15 protein-coding genes are annotated in these 17,279 nt (G+C 70.9%); 6 read left to right on the top strand and 9 right to left on the bottom strand.

The window, feature by feature from the left end; genetic code table 11:
- Positions 1-82 precede the first annotated feature (82 nt).
- On the top strand, positions 83-1,663 hold the full coding sequence (locus tag ACQP2X_RS14925; RefSeq protein WP_498697356.1) for a methyl-accepting chemotaxis protein: 1,581 nt from the start codon (positions 83-85) through the stop codon (positions 1,661-1,663).
- Here ACQP2X_RS14925 and ACQP2X_RS14920 read toward each other — a convergent pair.
- Positions 1,601-2,212 (bottom strand): TetR/AcrR family transcriptional regulator, encoded by a 612-nt coding sequence (locus ACQP2X_RS14920; RefSeq protein WP_498697353.1) that lies wholly within the window; start codon positions 2,210-2,212, stop codon positions 1,601-1,603. The genes ACQP2X_RS14925 and ACQP2X_RS14920 overlap by 63 nt on opposite strands.
- A 98-nt stretch (positions 2,213-2,310) precedes the next feature.
- Between ACQP2X_RS14920 and ACQP2X_RS14915 the strand changes: the two genes are divergently transcribed.
- On the top strand, positions 2,311-3,438 hold the full coding sequence (locus ACQP2X_RS14915) for an FAD-dependent oxidoreductase (protein ID WP_498697352.1): 1,128 nt from the start codon (positions 2,311-2,313) through the stop codon (positions 3,436-3,438).
- Positions 3,439-3,578: 140 nt separating this feature from the next.
- Here the strand turns inward: ACQP2X_RS14915 and ACQP2X_RS14910 are convergent, their stop codons facing one another.
- The 4 genes from ACQP2X_RS14910 to ACQP2X_RS14895 form a co-directional block, all read right to left on the bottom strand.
- Positions 3,579-5,633: a M1 family metallopeptidase gene (locus ACQP2X_RS14910; RefSeq protein ID WP_498697350.1), complete on the bottom strand. Its 2,055-nt coding sequence runs from the start codon at positions 5,631-5,633 to the stop codon at positions 3,579-3,581.
- Positions 5,634-5,701: 68 nt separating this feature from the next.
- Positions 5,702-6,397, bottom strand: a complete 696-nt coding sequence (locus ACQP2X_RS14905; RefSeq protein WP_498697348.1) for an ABC transporter permease subunit — start codon at positions 6,395-6,397, stop codon at positions 5,702-5,704.
- Positions 6,398-6,537: 140 nt separating this feature from the next.
- On the bottom strand, positions 6,538-8,079 hold the full coding sequence (locus ACQP2X_RS14900; RefSeq protein ID WP_498697346.1) for a hypothetical protein: 1,542 nt from the start codon (positions 8,077-8,079) through the stop codon (positions 6,538-6,540).
- Complete coding sequence (locus ACQP2X_RS14895; protein WP_498697345.1) at positions 8,076-8,792, bottom strand: ABC transporter ATP-binding protein; 717 nt, start codon at positions 8,790-8,792, stop codon at positions 8,076-8,078. The genes ACQP2X_RS14900 and ACQP2X_RS14895 overlap by 4 nt, the downstream gene beginning before the upstream one ends.
- An 86-nt stretch (positions 8,793-8,878) precedes the next feature.
- Between ACQP2X_RS14895 and ACQP2X_RS14890 the strand changes: the two genes are divergently transcribed.
- The 3 genes from ACQP2X_RS14890 to ACQP2X_RS14880 are packed head-to-tail and all read left to right on the top strand — an operon-like array spanning position 8,879 to position 11,843.
- Positions 8,879-10,108, top strand: a complete 1,230-nt coding sequence (locus ACQP2X_RS14890) for a sensor histidine kinase (RefSeq protein WP_498697344.1) — start codon at positions 8,879-8,881, stop codon at positions 10,106-10,108.
- Positions 10,105-10,761: a response regulator transcription factor gene (locus tag ACQP2X_RS14885; protein ID WP_498697342.1), complete on the top strand. Its 657-nt coding sequence runs from the start codon at positions 10,105-10,107 to the stop codon at positions 10,759-10,761. The genes ACQP2X_RS14890 and ACQP2X_RS14885 overlap by 4 nt, the downstream gene beginning before the upstream one ends.
- 41 nt (positions 10,762-10,802) lie before the next feature.
- A complete protein-coding gene (locus ACQP2X_RS14880) occupies positions 10,803-11,843 on the top strand; it encodes an alcohol dehydrogenase catalytic domain-containing protein (protein ID WP_498697341.1) in 1,041 nt (346 codons plus the stop codon).
- Here the strand turns inward: ACQP2X_RS14880 and ACQP2X_RS14875 are convergent.
- The 3 genes from ACQP2X_RS14875 to ACQP2X_RS14865 form a co-directional block, all read right to left on the bottom strand.
- Complete coding sequence (locus ACQP2X_RS14875) at positions 11,830-12,462, bottom strand: phosphate signaling complex PhoU family protein (protein ID WP_498697340.1); 633 nt, start codon at positions 12,460-12,462, stop codon at positions 11,830-11,832. The two genes, ACQP2X_RS14880 and ACQP2X_RS14875, sit on opposite strands and share 14 nt — an antisense overlap.
- Positions 12,463-12,688: 226 nt before the next feature.
- Positions 12,689-13,873: a helix-turn-helix domain-containing protein gene (locus ACQP2X_RS14870; RefSeq protein ID WP_498697339.1), complete on the bottom strand. Its 1,185-nt coding sequence runs from the start codon at positions 13,871-13,873 to the stop codon at positions 12,689-12,691.
- 50 nt (positions 13,874-13,923) lie between these two features.
- Positions 13,924-15,333: an aldehyde dehydrogenase family protein gene (locus ACQP2X_RS14865; RefSeq protein ID WP_498697337.1), complete on the bottom strand. Its 1,410-nt coding sequence runs from the start codon at positions 15,331-15,333 to the stop codon at positions 13,924-13,926.
- 109 nt (positions 15,334-15,442) lie between these two features.
- Between ACQP2X_RS14865 and ACQP2X_RS14860 the strand changes: the two genes are divergently transcribed.
- A complete protein-coding gene (locus ACQP2X_RS14860) occupies positions 15,443-16,753 on the top strand; it encodes an SGNH/GDSL hydrolase family protein (RefSeq protein WP_498697335.1) in 1,311 nt (436 codons plus the stop codon).
- A gap of 197 nt (positions 16,754-16,950) precedes the next feature.
- On the opposite strand, the gene ACQP2X_RS14855 is transcribed toward ACQP2X_RS14860, so the two are convergent.
- Entirely contained in the window at positions 16,951-17,253 is a 303-nt protein-coding gene (locus ACQP2X_RS14855) for a LysR family transcriptional regulator (protein WP_498697334.1), read from the bottom strand.
- Between the last annotated feature and the right edge of the window lie 26 nt (positions 17,254-17,279).

Raw genomic sequence — 17,279 nt, 5'->3', positions numbered from 1 at the left:
GTGGCACGATCGAAAGCCGTACACCATGTCTGATCATTTGTGTTCTTCTCAGCCCGTCGTGCCGGGAGCCGACCGGAAGGGTGTGTTTCAGAACCTGCGGGTGGCCCAGAAGCTGATCGTCGCGTTCGGCGTCGTGTGCGCCCTGACCGTCGTGGTGGGAGTCGTGGGCGTCCTGCGGCTGCGCGACACGAACCACCACACCGAGGCCATGTACCAGAACAATCTTCTGGCCATCGGGTATTCGGGCGAGACCAAGGCCGATCTGGTGCTGATCCGCTTCAGTCTGACCAATCTGCTGATCTCCGCCACCGCCGCGGCCAAGGCGAAGGTGCAGGCGCAGATGGCGGAATACGACAAAGCCCTGGACCAGGAGTGGGCTGCATATCAGGGCACCGGCATCGCCGGCCGCGAGTCGCAGGTCAAAGCTTTCACCGACAGCCTGGCGACCTATCGTGACGTCCGCGACGATCAACTGCTGCCGCTGGCCCTGGCCGGTGACACCGCCCAGTTCGTGAAGGTGCGGGCGGCCAGCGCCGACGCCGCGATCTCCACGATGATGGACGCGCTCGACGAGATCGGCGACATCGAGTCGGCCTCGGCCGCCGCGTCCATGGCCGCGTCGCAGAAGTCCAGCGACCGGGCCGAGATGCTGATGATCGGTCTGATCGTCGCCGCCGTGCTGCTCTCCGGCCTGATCGTGTTCGTGGTGAGCAGGGCCATCGCCGGACCGGCCGGCCGTACGGTGGCCGTGCTGTCCGAACTCGCGAAGGGCGTCCTCGATCAGCGGATCGAGGTGCGCGGTCGCGACGAGATGGGCCAGATGGGCGTGTCGCTGAACACCGCCCTGGAACGGCTGTCGACCTCGATGCGGGAGATCGGCGTCAACGTGGAGACGCTGGCCTCGTCGTCGGAGGAGCTGTCGGCGGTGGCCACGTCGGTGAACGACTCGGCCCGGTTGTCGGCGGCGCAGGCGCAGGGCGCGTCGTCGGCGTCGGAGCAGATCAGCGTGAACATCTCGACCATCGCGGCCGGCTCGGAGGAGATCGGCGCCTCGATCGCCGAGATCGCCCGCTCGACGTCGAGCGCGGCGGCGGTGGCGGCGGGCGCGGTCACCACGACGGCCGACGCCCGCGGCATCCTCGACAAGCTGGGCGCGTCATCGGCCGAGATCGACGACGTGGTCAAGCTGATCACGAGCATCGCCGAGCAGACGAACCTGCTGGCCCTGAACGCCACGATCGAGGCGGCCCGGGCGGGCGAGATGGGCAAGGGTTTCGCGGTGGTTGCGTCGGAGGTGAAGGACCTGGCTCAGGAGACGGCGAGGGCCACCGAGGACATCTCGACCAGGGTCTCGGCCATCCAGGCCGATTCGCAGTCGGCGGTCGTCGCGATCAACGCGATCAGCGAGGTCATCCAGCAGATCAACGACACGCAGACCGCGATCGCGGCCGCGGTCGAGGAGCAGACCGCGACGACGGCCGAGATGAGCCGCAACGTGGCCGAGGTGGCGGCGGGCTCGGCCGAGATCAGCGCGAACGTGAGCGGCGTGGCCCAGGCGGCGTCCGAGACCACGAGCGCCGCTGCCAACGCCGAGCAGACCTCAGTCGACCTGGCCCGCGTGGCGGGCGACCTCCAGACCAACCTCAGCCGTTTCCGTTTCTGACCCCATCAGGTAGTGCCGCACGGCCGCGGCGCTCCAGGCGACGACGTCGGCCCGTTCCATGGCGACGATCGGCGGGAGCCGCAGCACGTAGCGGCACAGGGCGAGACCGAGGATCTGCGAGGCGACGAGGCCGGCGCGGACGTGCGGACGGTCGGGTGCGAGCCGCTCGACCACGGGCACGAGCTGAGCCGCGAAGATCTCCCGCATGCGCTCGGCGGCGGCCGGGTTGGTCACACCGGCCCGCAGCAGGGCCATCAGCGTCTCGTCGCCCTCCCAGCGCTCGAGGAAGTGCCCGACGAGCAGGGCCGGGACCTGGTCCGGATGTACGCCGGTGAGCGCGGGCAGACGCAGATCGAACTCGGCCGCGGCCGCGAAGAGGCGCTCCTTGTTGCCGTAGTAGCGCATGACCATCGACGGGTCGATGTTCGCGTCGGCCGCGATGGCGCGGATGGTGGCCCGCTCGTAGCCGTCGGCGGCGAACCGCTCCCGGGCCGCGCGCAGGATCGCCGCCCGGGTCCCGTCGGAGCGGCGTGGTCGGTCCTCACTCATGCCAACAACCGTAGGCCAACACCTGTTGACGCGCCAGTTTCCCGGCGCTACGGTTTTGCCAACACACGTTGGCAAACAGATGTTGGCAGGTGAGATCGATGCTTCCCACGACCACTGACGTCCTGATCGTCGGCGCCGGGCCCGTCGGGCTGGCCACCGCGACCGCCCTCGCGCAGAACGGGGTCGGCGTCACCGTCGTCGACCGCGCGGCCACGGCCGCCCACACCAGCCGGGCGGCGGTCGTGCACGCCCGCACGCTAGAGGCCCTCGACCGCATCGGCGCGGCGGCCCCGCTGGTCGCGGCGGGCATCCGGGCGCCGCGGTTCACCATCCGCGACCGCGACCGGGTGCTCGTGCCGGTGTCCTTCGACGGTCTGCCGACGCCCTATCCGTACGCCCTGATGGTGCCGCAGTCGACCACCGAGGCCGTGCTGAACGACCGCCTGACCGCCGCCGGCGGCACTGTCCGGCGCGACCAGGAGATGGTCGGTCTCGAGGGCTCGACTGCCACTTTCGCCTCCGGCGAGCAGGTGACGGCCCGGTGGGTGGTGGCCGCCGACGGCATGAACAGCACCGTCCGCCGCTTGGCCGGCATCGGCTTCGGCAACGCCGCCGCCGAGGGCGAGTCCTTCACCTTGGCCGACGTCAGGGTCGACGGCGGCCCACCGCGCGACGAGGTAGTCCTCTATTTCTCCCGTTCCGGCATGCTGGTCTGGGCGCCGCTGCCCGACGGCACGGTCCGCATCGTGGCGGCGGTCGGCGACGCTCCGGAGAAGCCGGACGCCGCGTATGTTCAGGCCCTCCTCTCCACGAGGGGCCCCGCCCGCGAACCGGCACGGGTCACCGAGGTCGTGTGGGGTTCCCGCTTCCGGGTCCACCACCGCGTCGCCGACACGTTCCGAGCCGGCCCGGTCCTGCTGGCGGGCGACGCGGGCCACGTGCACAGCCCCGCCGGCGGCCAGGGCATGAACTTGGGCTTGCGCGACGCTCTGGCCTTGGCCGAAGCACTGACCGACGGTTCGGAGGCGGCCCTCACCCGTTACGCCGCCGACCGCCACCCAGCCGCCGAGGAGGTGGTCCGCTTCGCTTCCCGCCTGACCCGCCTGGCCACAGTCCCGGCCGCAGCCCGCCCGGTACGCAACGCCGCCCTGTCGGCCCTGTCCCGCGTACCGTCTTTCCGAGCGAACCTGGCCCTGCGCCTAGCCGGCCTGACCGACCGCAGCTGACCCACCGCGCCAGCCCAACCGACCGACCGCATCCGCCCCACCTCGCCGGCCCAACCAGCCGCGGCTGAACCACCCGCCGGCCCAACCGACCGCGCCCGACCCACCTCGCCAGCCCAACCGACCGCGCCCGACCCCCCTTTCTAAGGCCGCCGGACGATGGCGGCGCCGGCGCTGCCCGCAGTCACGGCCACGGCTGCGGCGGGCTTGGACGGCGTGTAGAGCCAGGCAGTGAACAGGTCGTCCAGCTGTTGGCCGGACAGGCGCTCGGCCAGGGCGACGAACTGCGGCGTCGTCACGTTGCCGCCGGCGTGAATGGTGGCCCACTGTTTCAGCAGACGGAAGAAAGTGGAATCGCCGATGCGCTGGCGCAAGGCGTGCAGGGTCATGGCGCCCCGGCTGTAGACGGCCCCGTCGAAAAGGTTGTCCGGGCCGGGGTCGCCGATGCGCAGCGTCCAGAACGGGTCGTCGGCCGGGATGCCGCTGTAGGTGCCGTCGAAGATCTGCTGGACGGTGTCGCGGCCTTCGTGCTCGCTCCACAGCCACTCGGCGTACGTGGCAAAGCCCTCGTTCAGCCAGATGTCACGCCAGTTGGTCAGGGCCAGGCTGTCGCCGTACCACTGATGGGCCAGCTCGTGGACGACGACGCTGTCGCCGCTCTCGGCATCGGTGAAGAACTCACGGGCGTAGATGGGCCGGGTCTGGTTCTCGAGGGCGAAGCCCAGACCGGCCACGTCGTCGACGATGCCTCCGGCGGATGCGAACGGGTACGGCCCGAAGAGCGCCGACTCGAATCGAATGATCTCGGGTCCACGGGCCAAAGAGCGAGCGGCCAGCTCACCGGTGGTGGTGGGCTCGTCGGCCACGGTGCCGACCGTCCACTGGCTGGGGTTGGGTTCGCTGCCGGGCGGTGGCCCGGTGGGCGTCCAGCCGTCGAGCTGGTTGCCGTCGGGCTCGAAGGAGGTGGTGCCCGGCCCGTTCGACACGACGATGTCGTCGACGAAGACCCCGGGCGGGGAGTACGAAGGATCGTTCTCGTACGTCAAGGAAAGCTCGACACTCCGGCCGGCATAGGCGGAAAGGTCAATGGACCACTGCTCGTACCCGTCGCTGACACCGGTGGCGCCGTTCCAGGAGTCACTGGTGCCCGAGCAGTCGAGATAGCGCACGAGGAACGGGTGCACGTCGCCCGCGTAGTCGCAGAGGTTCCCGGTGTCATGACTGGTGTGGCCGTTGGCGTCGGGCAGGGTGGTCCAGTCGTCACCGCCGGCGGTGCGGGCCTCGACGAAGAAGTAGTCCCAGTCGGACTCGGTCTCGCGGGAGACCCAGAACGTCATCCGCCCGCCGCTCGCGGGAACATCGACAGTGCGGGTGAGCCGTTTGTACGCCGGTTCGCCCACCCCGCCGATGGCCAGGTGAGTGCCGGTGCGGGCGGGCGGCCGGACGAACAGATCCGGATCAATGGCGTCGAAGAACTTGATGCCATTCCTGACGTACGAGCTGGTGCGGAACTCGCCGACAGTGGCCGTGGCCAGGTAGGACGCCATGGGCGAACGCTCGTCCCACAGCCACGTGGTCCAGGGTCCTTTGGTGGTGTGACTGATCAGCTTGCCGTTGGAGACGGCTTCCAGCCCCTTGGGAACCGTCATCCGCACGGTGTAGGAGGCCTTGTCGCGCGGATGGTCGTTGACCGGGAACCACGTCGACGCGACGAACGGCTGCCCCACGATGACCATGCCGTCGTCGGTGTGGAAGACACCGCCGTCCCCGAGGCTCTCGTTGGTGATGAGACCGGGCACACCGTCATAGCGCACGACGACAGTGAACGCGTGCCCGTCGCGCAGACCCCGCCCCGGGGTGACGGTGAGTTCGTCACCGCCGCGGCTCCATCGCGCCGCACGGCCGTCGACGGTCACCGACCGTACGGAAAGCCCGTGAAAGTCGAGATTGAACCGCGACAGGTTCTGCGTGGCCCGAGCAGTGATCACAGCGGTACCCGCCAGACGATCGTCGCCCGGCGTGTAGCGCAGGTCGAGGCCATAGTGCTTGACGTCGTACCCGCTGTTCCCCGAGAGCGGGAAATACGGATCGCCGATACCCGGAGCCCCGGGCCGGAACTTCGCGTCCGCGCTTGCGGGCGTGCCGTAGGTGAGCAAAGCGAGCACTGTGGCGGTGACGATCGCGAATTTGCGGGCCATTTCGTCACGCTAGGCCGCCACCGTGCATGACCCATCCGCCAAACGGACATCGGCAAACTCCGATCTATCTACGCGTTTCGGCGTTGGAAGAGGAACGCGCCGACGGCGAGCGCACCCATCGCCCAGGCCGCGACGACGCCGAGAGCGGCCCACGGTCCCAGCGGCAGCGCGCCGTTGTCGACCGTCGTGGTCAGCGCCTGCACAGCCGTAGCCGGGGTCAGGCGATAGAGGAAACGCCCCCAGTCCGGGTCGGGCAGCATCCACAGCAGCATCGGCGCCAGGTAGAGCAGCGCCAGCACGACCCCTATCGCAGCGGCGGAGCTACGCACGGCGGCGGCCACTCCGAGGCCGAGCAGCGCGACGAGGATCAGGTGCAGAACGGACTCGCCAGCGGCCCGCAGCATGCCCCCGCCGGTCGGTAGCCCAATCACCGCGACGCCCACGCCCAGCACGGCGGCCGGTGTAACCCCCACGATGAGCAGGACGGCCTTGGCACTGAGCACGTGCCGACGGCGCGGAACGGCCAGCAGCGTGGCACGAATCAGCCCATTGCCGTACTCACCAGCAAGCATCTGCACACCGACCGCCGCCATGGCCGCCTGTCCCAGACGGACACCCAGCAACCGCAGCTGGACCGGATCGACCGCCTGCTCCCCGAGCACCACCCCACCGGCGGTCAGCAATACCGCAAGGACCAGCGGCACGACCAACCCGAAGCCACCGCTCCTCAGCTTGCCGATCTCCGCCGCCAGCGCACCCCTCATGCCCGATCCCGGCCACGGCTTCGACTCCGCCCCGAGTCCTGGCCCGTGCCCCGGTCCTGATGCCTGCCCCGACCCCTGCCACGGTCCCGGTCCCGGCGGATCCGGCTCGCGACGCGCGGCGCCACGCCGCGCCTCCGGCATCACGCCGCGTCCCGGACGAGCGACTGCGGCTCCGAGCGGTGGTCGCGTGCAGGCGGAGCGGCGTGTTCCCGGTAGAGGCGCCACGCCGCGGCGGCGACAGCGACCACGGCGTAGAGCGCCAGGACCGCCAAACCCGCCCAGGGTGGCAGGGGGTAGTAGCCGTCGAGGACCGTCTGAGGACGCGAGGCCTGTGGGTAGGCCGGAATGCTCTGCTGGATCGCGAACGCGGCGCCCGGCGTCAGCCGCAGGAGCCAGACGCCGACGTCGGGCGGCAGGACCGATGTCAGGGCCAGGATCGGGGGCGCGAGCAGGAGGGTGGCCGCGGCTAGGACGGCGGGCACGGCTCTGCGCAGGAGCGATCCGAGGCCGTACGCCAGAAGCGCCGCCAACGACAGCAGCAGGGCCGTGCCGATCGCCACGCGCAGGACGGTCGGCCACGGGACGGCGAGGATGACCACGGCGTGGGCGTGCAACATCCGCAATGTCACCGGCAGGGTCACGCTCACCGCTACCAAGCCGGCCGCCAGGGCAGCCGCGCCGACGACCACGGCCTTCGCGGCCGACACGTGGAGCGGGTGGGGCATCGCGGCCAGCGTCGTGCGGATCATGCCGTGCCGGAACTCGGCCGTGCCGCACAGGGCGCCCACCACGATCAGCGGCAGGAGCGCCGCGAAAACGCCGGTCAGGGTCCGCTCGATCGCCAGGCCGTTCTCACTGTCGGGGCCGATCTCACCGGCGCCGGCCACGGTGATGACGCCGCCGGACTCGGTGTGGCCGGGCGGGTGGGTCTGCTCCCACGTGGTGCGGTAATCGGTGTAGCCGACCAGCGAGTCGGACCAGGCACCGCCCGAGCTGATCTGGCTGAACTCGGCGGTCGCCTGGGTCCATCGAGCCGCGACCGCGTGACCGCCCTGGGCGCGTTCCTCGACCGTGTAGCCGCTCGGTGAGGTGACGAACAGGCCGATGCGGGCCGTGGCGGGCAGGCCGTCCAGGCGTACTGAATCAAGCTTTTGCCAGGTGTTGCCGTTGTCCGAGACGTAGCCGGTGATCTCGTCGCCGTCCCGGGTGAGGCGCAGCCAGGCCTCCTTGAGCGGCGGGCCGGCCGTGTCGCGAGTGAAGGCAGACTGCATGCGCACGCCATGGTCGCCGGTGAGCATCACCGCCGCGTAGTCGGCGCCGGGTCTCGTACCGTCCTTGATCATCAGGCCCGCCTTGGCCCACGGGACCACGCCGCGCACGATCTCGTCGTGGTTCGGCGGTGGATAGGTGATGGTGCCGTCGAGGCCGCCCACCTTCGCGGTGATCGAGCCGTCGCCGTCGAGTGGGCGATTGACGAACGTGAACTTGTCCTGCACCGAGCGGCCCGCCGAGTCGGTCGGCGGGGCCGGGCAGTCGACCTCACGCGTGCCGTCCATGCAGGACATGCTCGCTCCGGAGGCGAACAGGACACCGAGCGCCACCATGATCAGCGCAGCTGCCGCGAGACCGGCGGCCCAGCTCCTGACAGTGCGGAACTTCAGCCACTCGGCACGGAGGATCATCGGATGCCTCCCACGCTCGCGGTCAGCTCCAGATAGGCGGCTTCCAGGGACGAATACTTCCCGATCAGGTCATCCACCGCAGCGTCGGCGATCACCCGGCCGTGCCCGGCCACCACCACGTGACCGGCCATGTCCTGCAACTCGCTCATCAAGTGGCTGGAGACCAGCACCGAACGGCCCTCGGCAGCCAGGTCGCGCAGCAGGCAGCGCATCCAGACGATGCCGGCCGGGTCGAGGCCGTTGAACGGCTCGTCGAGCAGGAGCACCGGTGGGTCACCGAGCAGGGCCACGGCCACGCCCAGCCGCTGGCGCATGCCGAGCGAATAGCCGCCGGCCGCGCGGCGGCCGGCTGCGGTCAGGCCAGTCAGCTCCAGCACCTCGTCGGCCCGCCGGGACGGCAGGTCTTGCGAGGCGGCCAGCCAGCGCAGATGGTTGCGGCCGGAGCGAGCCGGATGGAGGGCGTGCGGGTCGAGCAGGGCACCGCAGTGCCGCATCGGATAAGTAAGGTCGGCGTATCTTCGGCCGCCGATGGTCGCCGTGCCGGCGTCGGGCCGGTCCAGGCCGGCGATCGTGCGCAGAGTGGTCGACTTGCCGGCGCCGTTCGGGCCGACGAAACCGGTCACCCACCCGGGCCGCACGACGAAGGTCATCCCGTCCAGGGCGGTCGACGCGCCGAACCGCTTCTGCAGTCCGTTCACTTCGATGGTTGCCATGCCCGAATTTCTACGGATCCGGGCCTAACCTCAGCGCGACGAACGCTGTCATTCCGCTGTTAGGTCCGGGCGGGCATGCTGTGCGGATGAGCGTACGGCTGCGCTACACCCTGTTGTACGGAATGCTTTTCGCGATCTCCGGCACCGGCCTGATCGCGATCATGGCCGCGCTCAGCCTACGGGTGAGCCGGCCGGCCGGCGACTTCATAAATACTCAGCTGAGCCCGGTCGTAGCCGACCAGCTCGAGATCGAATATCAGGCGCAGGACCGCCGCTTGGTGTTCGGCGCGCTGGTGGCGATGGTCGTCATGGTGCTGGTGGCTCTCTTGATGGGCCGGGCCGCGGCGGGCACTGTGCTGCGGCCGCTGCGGACCATCACCGCGGCCACCCGCCGGATCAGCGCCGACAGCCTGCACCGGCGGCTCGCCGCGAAAGGGCCGGCGGACGAGGTCAAGGCGCTGGCCGACACCATCGACGATCTCCTGGAGCGGCTGGAGGAGTCGTTCGCGGCGCAGCGCCGTTTCGTGGCCGACGCGTCGCACGAGCTGCGCACGCCACTGGCCACGATGCGGGCCGCGGTCGACGTGGCCGAGGCCAAGCCGTCCGCGCCGTCCGAGGTGGGCCGGCTGGCGGGGCGGGTCCGGGCCGAGCTCGATCAGCTCGAACGGCTGTTGGAGGGCTTGCTCGTGCTGGCGCGGGCGCAGCACGGGGCGCTCGACGGGCGCATGACGCTGTCGGTGCGGTCGCTGATCCCGGCCGGGACGCCGGTGGCCGGGGACGACTTCGTGACCGTCGGCAACCCCGTGCTGCTCGCCCGGATGGTGTCCAACGTGGTCGGCAACGCTGTCCGGCACGGCGAGCCGGGTGGCTGGTGGCAGGTGACCCTGTCCCCCGGCACGCTGGTCGTCGAGAACGACGGCCCTGTGCTCGACCCCGCGGAGGTAGAAACGCTGGGCCGCCCGTTCCGCCGCCTGGGCACCGCCCGCATCGCCGCAGCCGCGCACACAGGCCCGGCCGAGTGGGCGAGCGCCATTGCGGGAACGGGCGAGCGAGCGGGCGCGGACACGGGAACAGACGAACGGGCGGCCGCGACCACGGGGCTGGGCGAGCGAGCGGCCGCGAACACGGGGCCGGGCGAGCGGCCGGGCGCGGGGGTGGGCGAGCGAGCGGGCACGTGGTTGGGCACCGGGCTTGGCCTGGCTATCGCTTCGGCGGTGGCCTCGGCTCATGGTGGGGCGCTCGTGGCTCGGGCTCGGCCGCAGGGTGGGCTTCGGGTGGAGATTCGGCTTCCTTCTTGTGAGGAGGGGGCGCGGTGAGGGTTCTCGTTGTGGAGGACGCGGTCACGCTGGCCGAAGTGGTGGCCGAAGGGCTGCGTGATCAAGGGATGGCCGTGGATGTGGCGCTCGATGGGCTGGCGGCGGCGGCGAAGCTGGATCTCGCGTCGTATGACGTTGTGGTTCTTGACCGGGATCTGCCGGGGCTCGGTGGGGACACCCTGTGCGAGATGATCACGGGGCGGGAGGGGCGGGCCATGGTGCTCATGCTGACCGCGGCCGGGTCGGCCGATGACCGGGTGCGGGGGCTGACGCTCGGGGCCGACGACTATCTGGCCAAGCCGTTTCACTTTCCCGAGTTGGTGCTGCGGGTGCAGTCGCTGGGGCGACGGCGGCCGGCGGCCCATCCCCGTCGGCTCGCTGTCGGGGACCTCGAGCTTGATCCGATACGGCGGACGGCCGCTCGGGCCGGCGTACGGCTGAATCTGTCCGTCAAGGAATTTGGGCTGCTTGAGGCGCTCATGCGGGCGGCGCCCGGCTATCTGAGTGCTGAAGCGCTATTGGAGCAGGTTTGGGATGAGAACGCCGACCCGTTCACCAATACGGTCACCGTTACTGTCGGGCGTCTGCGCCGCAAGCTTGGCGAGCCGGCCGCGATCGTCACGCTGCCCGGTGTCGGCTACCGCGTCGCATAATGCGACAGGCATGTTCGGCCCCGGACCCTAGCGTCGTCGTCATGAAGGCACTCGTCTATCACGGCCCCGGGCGCAAAGCCTGGGAGGACGTTCCCGACGCGACGGTTCAGGAACCGACCGACGTCGTCGTGCGGGTCGACACCACCACCATCTGCGGCACCGACCTGCATATTCTGCACGGGGACGTGGCCGCGGTGACCGATGGGCGCATCCTCGGGCACGAAGCCCTCGGCACTGTCACCGCCGTCGGGGATGCTGTCAAAGGGTTCGCCGTCGGTGATCGGGTGCTGGTTCCGGCGATCACCAAGTGCGGGCGTTGTTCCTACTGCCAGCGGGGCATGCCGTCGCACTGCCAGACCGTGGGTGGGATCGGCTGGATCTTCGGGCATCTGATCGACGGGACCCAGGCCGAGATGGTCCGGGTGCCGTACGCCGACACGTCGCTCCACGCGGTGCCGGCCGGGGTCACCGATCAGCAGGCGATCTTCCTGGCCGACGCCCTGCCCACCGGGTACGAGGTCGGCGTGCTGGCCGGCGAAGTGCGGCCCGGGGCCACCGTGGCCGTGGTCGGCGCGGGCGCGGTCGGGCTGGCCGCCATTCTCACCACCGGGCTCTGGGGTGCGTCACGGGTCATCGCCGTCGACTCCAACAAGTTCCGGCTGGAGAAGGCGCTCGAGTTCGGTGCCACCGATGCCTTCGAGGCCGGGCCGGGCACCGTCGACGAGATTCTCGGGCTCACCGATGGGGTCGACGTGGCCATCGAGGCCGTCGGCTATCCCGAGACGCTGTTGACCGCCGCCTATCTGGTGCGGCCGGGTGGCACCATCGCCAACATCGGCGTTCATGGAGTGCCGGTCGAGCTGCCCATGCAGGACATGTGGATCAAGAATGTGCGGTTGACCATGGGGCTGGTCGACACCGTTTCCATTCCTACGCTGCTGAAGATGGTGGCGAGTGGGCGCATCCCGGCCGAGAAGATGGGCACCCACGCGTTCACCTTTGATCAGATGGAGGAGGCTTATGGCGTCTTCGGTAATGCGGCCGCCCACTCGGCTCTGAAGGTCGTCATCACGCCGGCGTGAGCTCCATGACGCGGTGGCCCACGTTGACGGCGCGGTCGGCGAACCGCTCGTAGTAGCGGCCCAGCAGCGCGCCGTCGATGGCGGCCTCCACGCCCAGCGGCCACTCGGGGCTGAGCATGACCGCGAACAACCGGGTGTGCAGCCGGTCCATCTCGTCGTCGTCGCCGTCGAGCTGGGCCGCCAGCACCGCGTCGTGGCCGGCCAGGGCGGCCACGATCTTGCCGGCGAGTTCGTCGGCCACCGCGTTCATGGCGCGGAAGAGATCGGCCAGCTCGGGCGCTACCGCCGGGGCCGGGTTGCGGCGCAGCGTGGAGCGGGCGACATGCACGGCCAGCTCGCCCATGCGTTTGAGGTCGGCCGCCACGTTCACCGCGGTCAGCACCATGCGCAGGTCGGCCGGGGCCGGATGTTTCGCGGCTACCAGGTCGTACGCCCTGTCCTCGGCGACCCGGTGCAGCACGGCGATCTCGATGCCGCGGTCGACCGCCTGCTGGGCCAGCGTCGGGTCGGCGGCGAGCAGCGCGGCCCCGGCCTGCCTCATCGTCTCGCGGACGGCCTTGGCCATGGTGACGAGCGTGCCGCTCACCCGGGCGAAATCGTCGTGAAGATCCTCGCGCACAGCCCGCTCCCGCCCGTTCCGTTTCGGGAGACTCTACGGCGGCCCCCTCCGTCAGGCGACCCGCCCGCGAACGCACAAGCGGTGGCGACAAGGCAGCGGGCGCCCCGCCCGCGAGGAGCGAAGCGGCGGCGACAAGGCAGCGGGCGACCTGCCCGCGAGGAGCGAAGCGGCGGCGACAAGGCAGCGGGCGACCCGCCCGCGAAGACCGAAGCGGCGGCGCCCAAGCTCAGGCGACCTGCATGCGGGCGCTCAATGCGCGCAACTCGCCTCCTCCGGACTGGCGGCGGGAACGGTCCAGCAGCTCCTGCACGGTCTGGAAGATCTCGGCTGAACGGTGCACATGCTGCGGGGCGATCCGCTCCGCCGTCAGCAGCAGCCTGATCGCCTCGCGGTCGCGGTGGCGCAGCGCGGCCAGCGCCCGGGCCGTGTCGGCGTAGTAGTACACCTGGCGCAGGCCGATCGGCAGGGCCGCCGGCGTGATCCGCCGGGCCGTCTCCAGGGCGTGCCCGGGGTCGCCGTCCTCGGCCTCGATGCTGATCCGCCACAGGCCCACGTTGGTCGGGCCGAAATACAGGCCCAGCGTCGTCGTCTCGCCCGTGCGCCGGGCCAGCTCGGCCGCCTCAGCCGACCAGGATCGGCTCTCGTCCAGCCTTTTCGCGCCCTGGCTGGACAGCGCGCACAACAGCTGGAGGCAGCCGAGCACCTCGGCCGCGCCGGGCCGGGCCAGATGCCGCTGCAACTCGCCGGCCGCCCTCTCGGCCAGGGTGAGACCCCGCTGGTAGGAGCCGGCCATCGTCGCCGCGCTGGCCCGCGTGTAGGCGGCGTACCCCTGAAGCACCGGATCGCCGCAGGCGTCCGCCGCCTCATGACAGCGCTCGGCCGCCAGCCACGCGTCGGCCGGCAACTCCAGCTCCCTCAGCACCGACGACGCCGTGGACGCCACCGTCGACAGCAACGCCAGCGCCCTCGGCGCGTCCGGCCCCGCCGTCTCCACGTGCAGGTCACGCAGAAGCCCCGGCAGGACCCTCGTCACCCCCGCGTAGTCGCACGCCTGCAACAACGACTCGGCCAGATCGGCCGTCCGGGCCAGCAGCTCGATCGGGGGCGCCTCCCTCTCGCTCGGCTCGCTCAGATCAACATCGATGAGGGCCTGCCGTACGGCCTGAGCCCCGGCCAGCGCCGCCACAAGCTCCCGGTCCTCGGTCGAGACGGGCGCGCCCACCAGGTCGGCCGGCGAACATTCGAGGGCGGCCGCGATGCCGCCGAGCGTGATCCGGTTGTCCGCCGACTGGAGCCCCCGCTCGATCCGGCTCCACGTCGCGTGCGAGATCCCGGCCCGGCTCGCCGCGAACCGGACGCTCCACCCCCGCATCAGGCGGCGAGCCCGGATCCGCCCTCCCACCTCGTTCATGCGCCGACCGTAGCCGGGTCCGTGAACGGTGCGGTACAACCTCGTACCACTCAGATCTGAATGGCCTTGGTCTCCAGGAACTCCTCCAGGCCGGGCCGGCCGAACTCGCGGCCGTTGCCGGACTGCTTGTATCCGCCGAACGGCGCGAGCGGGTTCCAGTGGCCGTCGTTCACGTCGACCTGGCCCGCGCGCAGCCTCCTGGCCACCGCCAGCGCGTGCTCACGCTCGCCGAACACGCCACTCGTCAGGCCGTACATCGTGCCGTTGGCGATGGCCACGGCCTCCTCCTCATCGGCGTACGGAATGATCGTCAGCACCGGCCCGAAGATCTCCTCCTGGGCGATGGCGCTGGCCGGGTCGACGTCGGCGAAGACGGTCGGGCGCACGTAGGCGCCCTTCTCGAAGGGCCGGCCCGGACCGCCGTAGACCAGCCGGGCGCCGTCGGCGATGCCGCGCCGGATGTAACTGTCGACCTTCTGCCGGTGCTCCTCCGAGGCCATCGGCCCGATCACCGTGGTCTCGTCGAGCGGGTCGCCGACCTTGTAGGCCGCGGCCGCCTTGACCACCAGCTCGACGATCTCGTCCTGGCGGTCGCGGGGGACAAGGATGCGCGGCCACGCGCCGCAGACCTGACCGCCGTTGGTGAAGGCCATGGCCAGGCCCTTCGTGACGGCCTGCTCCAGGTCGGCGTCGTCGAGGATCAGGTTGGCGCCCTTGCCGCCCAGTTCCAGCGCCACCCGCTTGACCGTCGCGGCCGCGACCTCGCCGATGCGGCGGCCGGCCCGCGTGGAGCCGGTGAAAGAGATCATGTCGATGCCGGGGTGGGCCGAGATGGCCTCACCGACGGTGGGGCCGTCGCCGTAGACGACGTTGAGGACGCCGCCGGGCAGGCCGGCCCCGGTGGCCACCTCGGCCAGGATGGCGGCGGTCAGCGGCGCCTTCTCCGACGGCTTGAAGACGATCGTGTTGCCGGCCAGCAGGGCCGGGGTCAGCTTCGACACGACCTGCTGGAGCGGGAAGTTCCACGGCGTGATGGCGCCGACCACGCCGATCGGCTCGCGCACGATCAGCGAGCCGCCGACCTGCTCGGTCCACGGGAAGTCCTCGACGACGCCCAGCATCGACTCGGTGACCAGCACCGGGAAGGCGGCCTGGGCGGTGCGGGACAGGGTGATCGGTGCGCCCATCTCGGAGGTGATGGCCGCGGCGATCTCCTCGGTGCGGCTCTTCAGCCCGTCGGCGATGCGGCGGACCACGGCCGCGCGCTCGGCCGGAGAGGTGGCGGCCCAGCCGGGGAAGGCGGACCGGGCGGCGGTGACGGCCAGGTCGACCTCGGCCGCGGTGCCGGCCGGGGTCTCGGCGACGGCTTCGCCGGTCGCGGGATTGATGACCTTGATGGTACGTCCGGAGGTGCCGGCCACAGCGGCGCCGGCGATCCAGTGGGTGATCGTTGTCGTCATGCCCCGACGATCGCTCTCCGCGGGCCGGGCACCCATGGTCTTCCAAGCCTTGTATCGCCAGGACAAGGCTGCGCATGATAGCGACGACCATCGATGAGTGGGGAGTGCCATGCTCCGGAGAACCGTTGTCGCCTCGATCGCCCTCGTCCTGCTCACGCCGGTGGCGGCGAGCGCACATGAACCACGGTCCTGGTCCAGCGGCTGGACCGCCTCGGCCCAGGGTGTCTATCCCGACGGCTACACGGTCGGCCAGCCCGACCTGACCCCGGCCCTGCCCGGCAACCAGGCCGTCGACCAGACCCTGCGCATGATCGTGCAACCGAACTCGGCCGGCACGAGCTGGCGGGTGCGGCTGACCAACGAGTACGGCACCGGCCCGGTCACCTTCCGGAACGTGTACGCCGGCCTCCAGTCGAGCGGCGCCAACCTCGCGCCCGGCACGAACCGCCCGCTGGCCTTCTCGGGCCGGCGCTCGGTGACGGTCCCGGCCGGCCGCACGGTGCTGAGCGACCCGGTCCCGGTGCGGATCTCCGACGCGCGGTCGCAGCGCCTCGCGGTGAGCCTGCACGTGGCCGGCGCCAGCGGCCCGATGACGTGGCACGCGGCCTCGTTCACCACGTCCTATCTGACCGACCCGAAGGCCGGCGACCACACCGCCGACATCGCCGACCTGGCCTTCCCGCACTCCACGACGTCGTGGTTCTTCCTCTCCGAGGTGCTGGCCGAGCGCCGGGACGGTGGCACGGTCGTCGCCTTCGGCGACTCCATCACCGACGGGTTCTTCTCCACGATCAACGGCAGCGACCGCTGGCCCGACGTCCTGCAACGCCGCCTCGACCAGGCCGGCAGCCGACTCGACGTCGTGACGGAGGCGATCGGCGGCAACATGGTCACGCGCATCGGCCGTACGCCCGGAGGTTGCACCCCCTGCGACGGACCGCCCGCGCTCGACCGGCTCGACCGCGACGTGATCGACCGCCCCGGCGTCCGCGTCGTCATCCTGCTCGAGGGCATCAACGACCTGGGCGGCGGAGGCGCCACCGCGGACCAGGTGATCACCGGCTACAAGGAGATCATCCGCCGTGTCCACGCCCGCGGCATCAAGATCGTCGGCGCCACGCTGACCCCGTCCGCCGGCACCGAGTTCGGCCTGTACGGCACCCCCGAGACCGACGCCAAGCGCCGCGCCATCAACGACTTCATCCGCACCAGCGGCCAGTTCGACGGCGTGGCCGACTTCTCCGCCGTCACCGAGGACCCGGCCAACCCGGGCCACCTCTTGCCCGCCTACGACACCAACAGCAGCATCGGCGGCCCGGGCGACCACCTGCACCCCAACCGTGCCGGCTTCCTGGCCATGGCCGGCGCCATCGACCTGCCCCAGCTCGAACGCCTCGCCCGAAGCCCCGCGCTGAGGTAGTCCGCGGTCTCGCCGCCGCCCACTCCCCACCAGGGCGGCGGCGTCCGGTCCGCCCCCTTGGAGGGGCTCCCCGCTGTCGATCGGCCGCGTTGGCTCACTCGCTCGAAGCCGATCGGAGCTTCTTCCGCTGGACCGAGGCAGCAGTCTCGGACGGCTGCCCGACGACGGAAAACCGCCGTGGACAGGCCGCTGAGTCGTCAGAGCTTCTTCGTGCCGTCATGGGGGCAGCGGATGCAGTCGCCGGCGTTGTTCGCGGTCAGGCGGACTGTGTCGGCGGCGGCCAGGGCGGCCCGGGCCGAGTCGAGGGTGGCGTGGCCGGCCTGAGTGAGGGCCACGTGGTGGGTGCTGCGGTCGAACAGCTGCTTGCCCAGGCTGCGCTCCAGGTCGCGGATCGTGCGGGAGACCGCTGACTGGGCCGTGCGCAGGCGGGTGGCCGCGGCCGAGAAGCTGCCCTCCTCGGCGACGGCCACGAAGGTGCTCAGATGGCGCAGGTCGACCACCGGGCGAGCGTACCCCCGGCGGTTAT

The sequence above is a fragment of the Actinoplanes sp. CA-131856 genome (assembly GCF_050956135.1).
Lineage (GTDB): Bacteria > Actinomycetota > Actinomycetes > Mycobacteriales > Micromonosporaceae > Actinoplanes.
The sequence above is the reverse complement of the archived record's forward strand: the minus strand, read 5'-3'. Positions and strand labels throughout refer to the sequence as shown.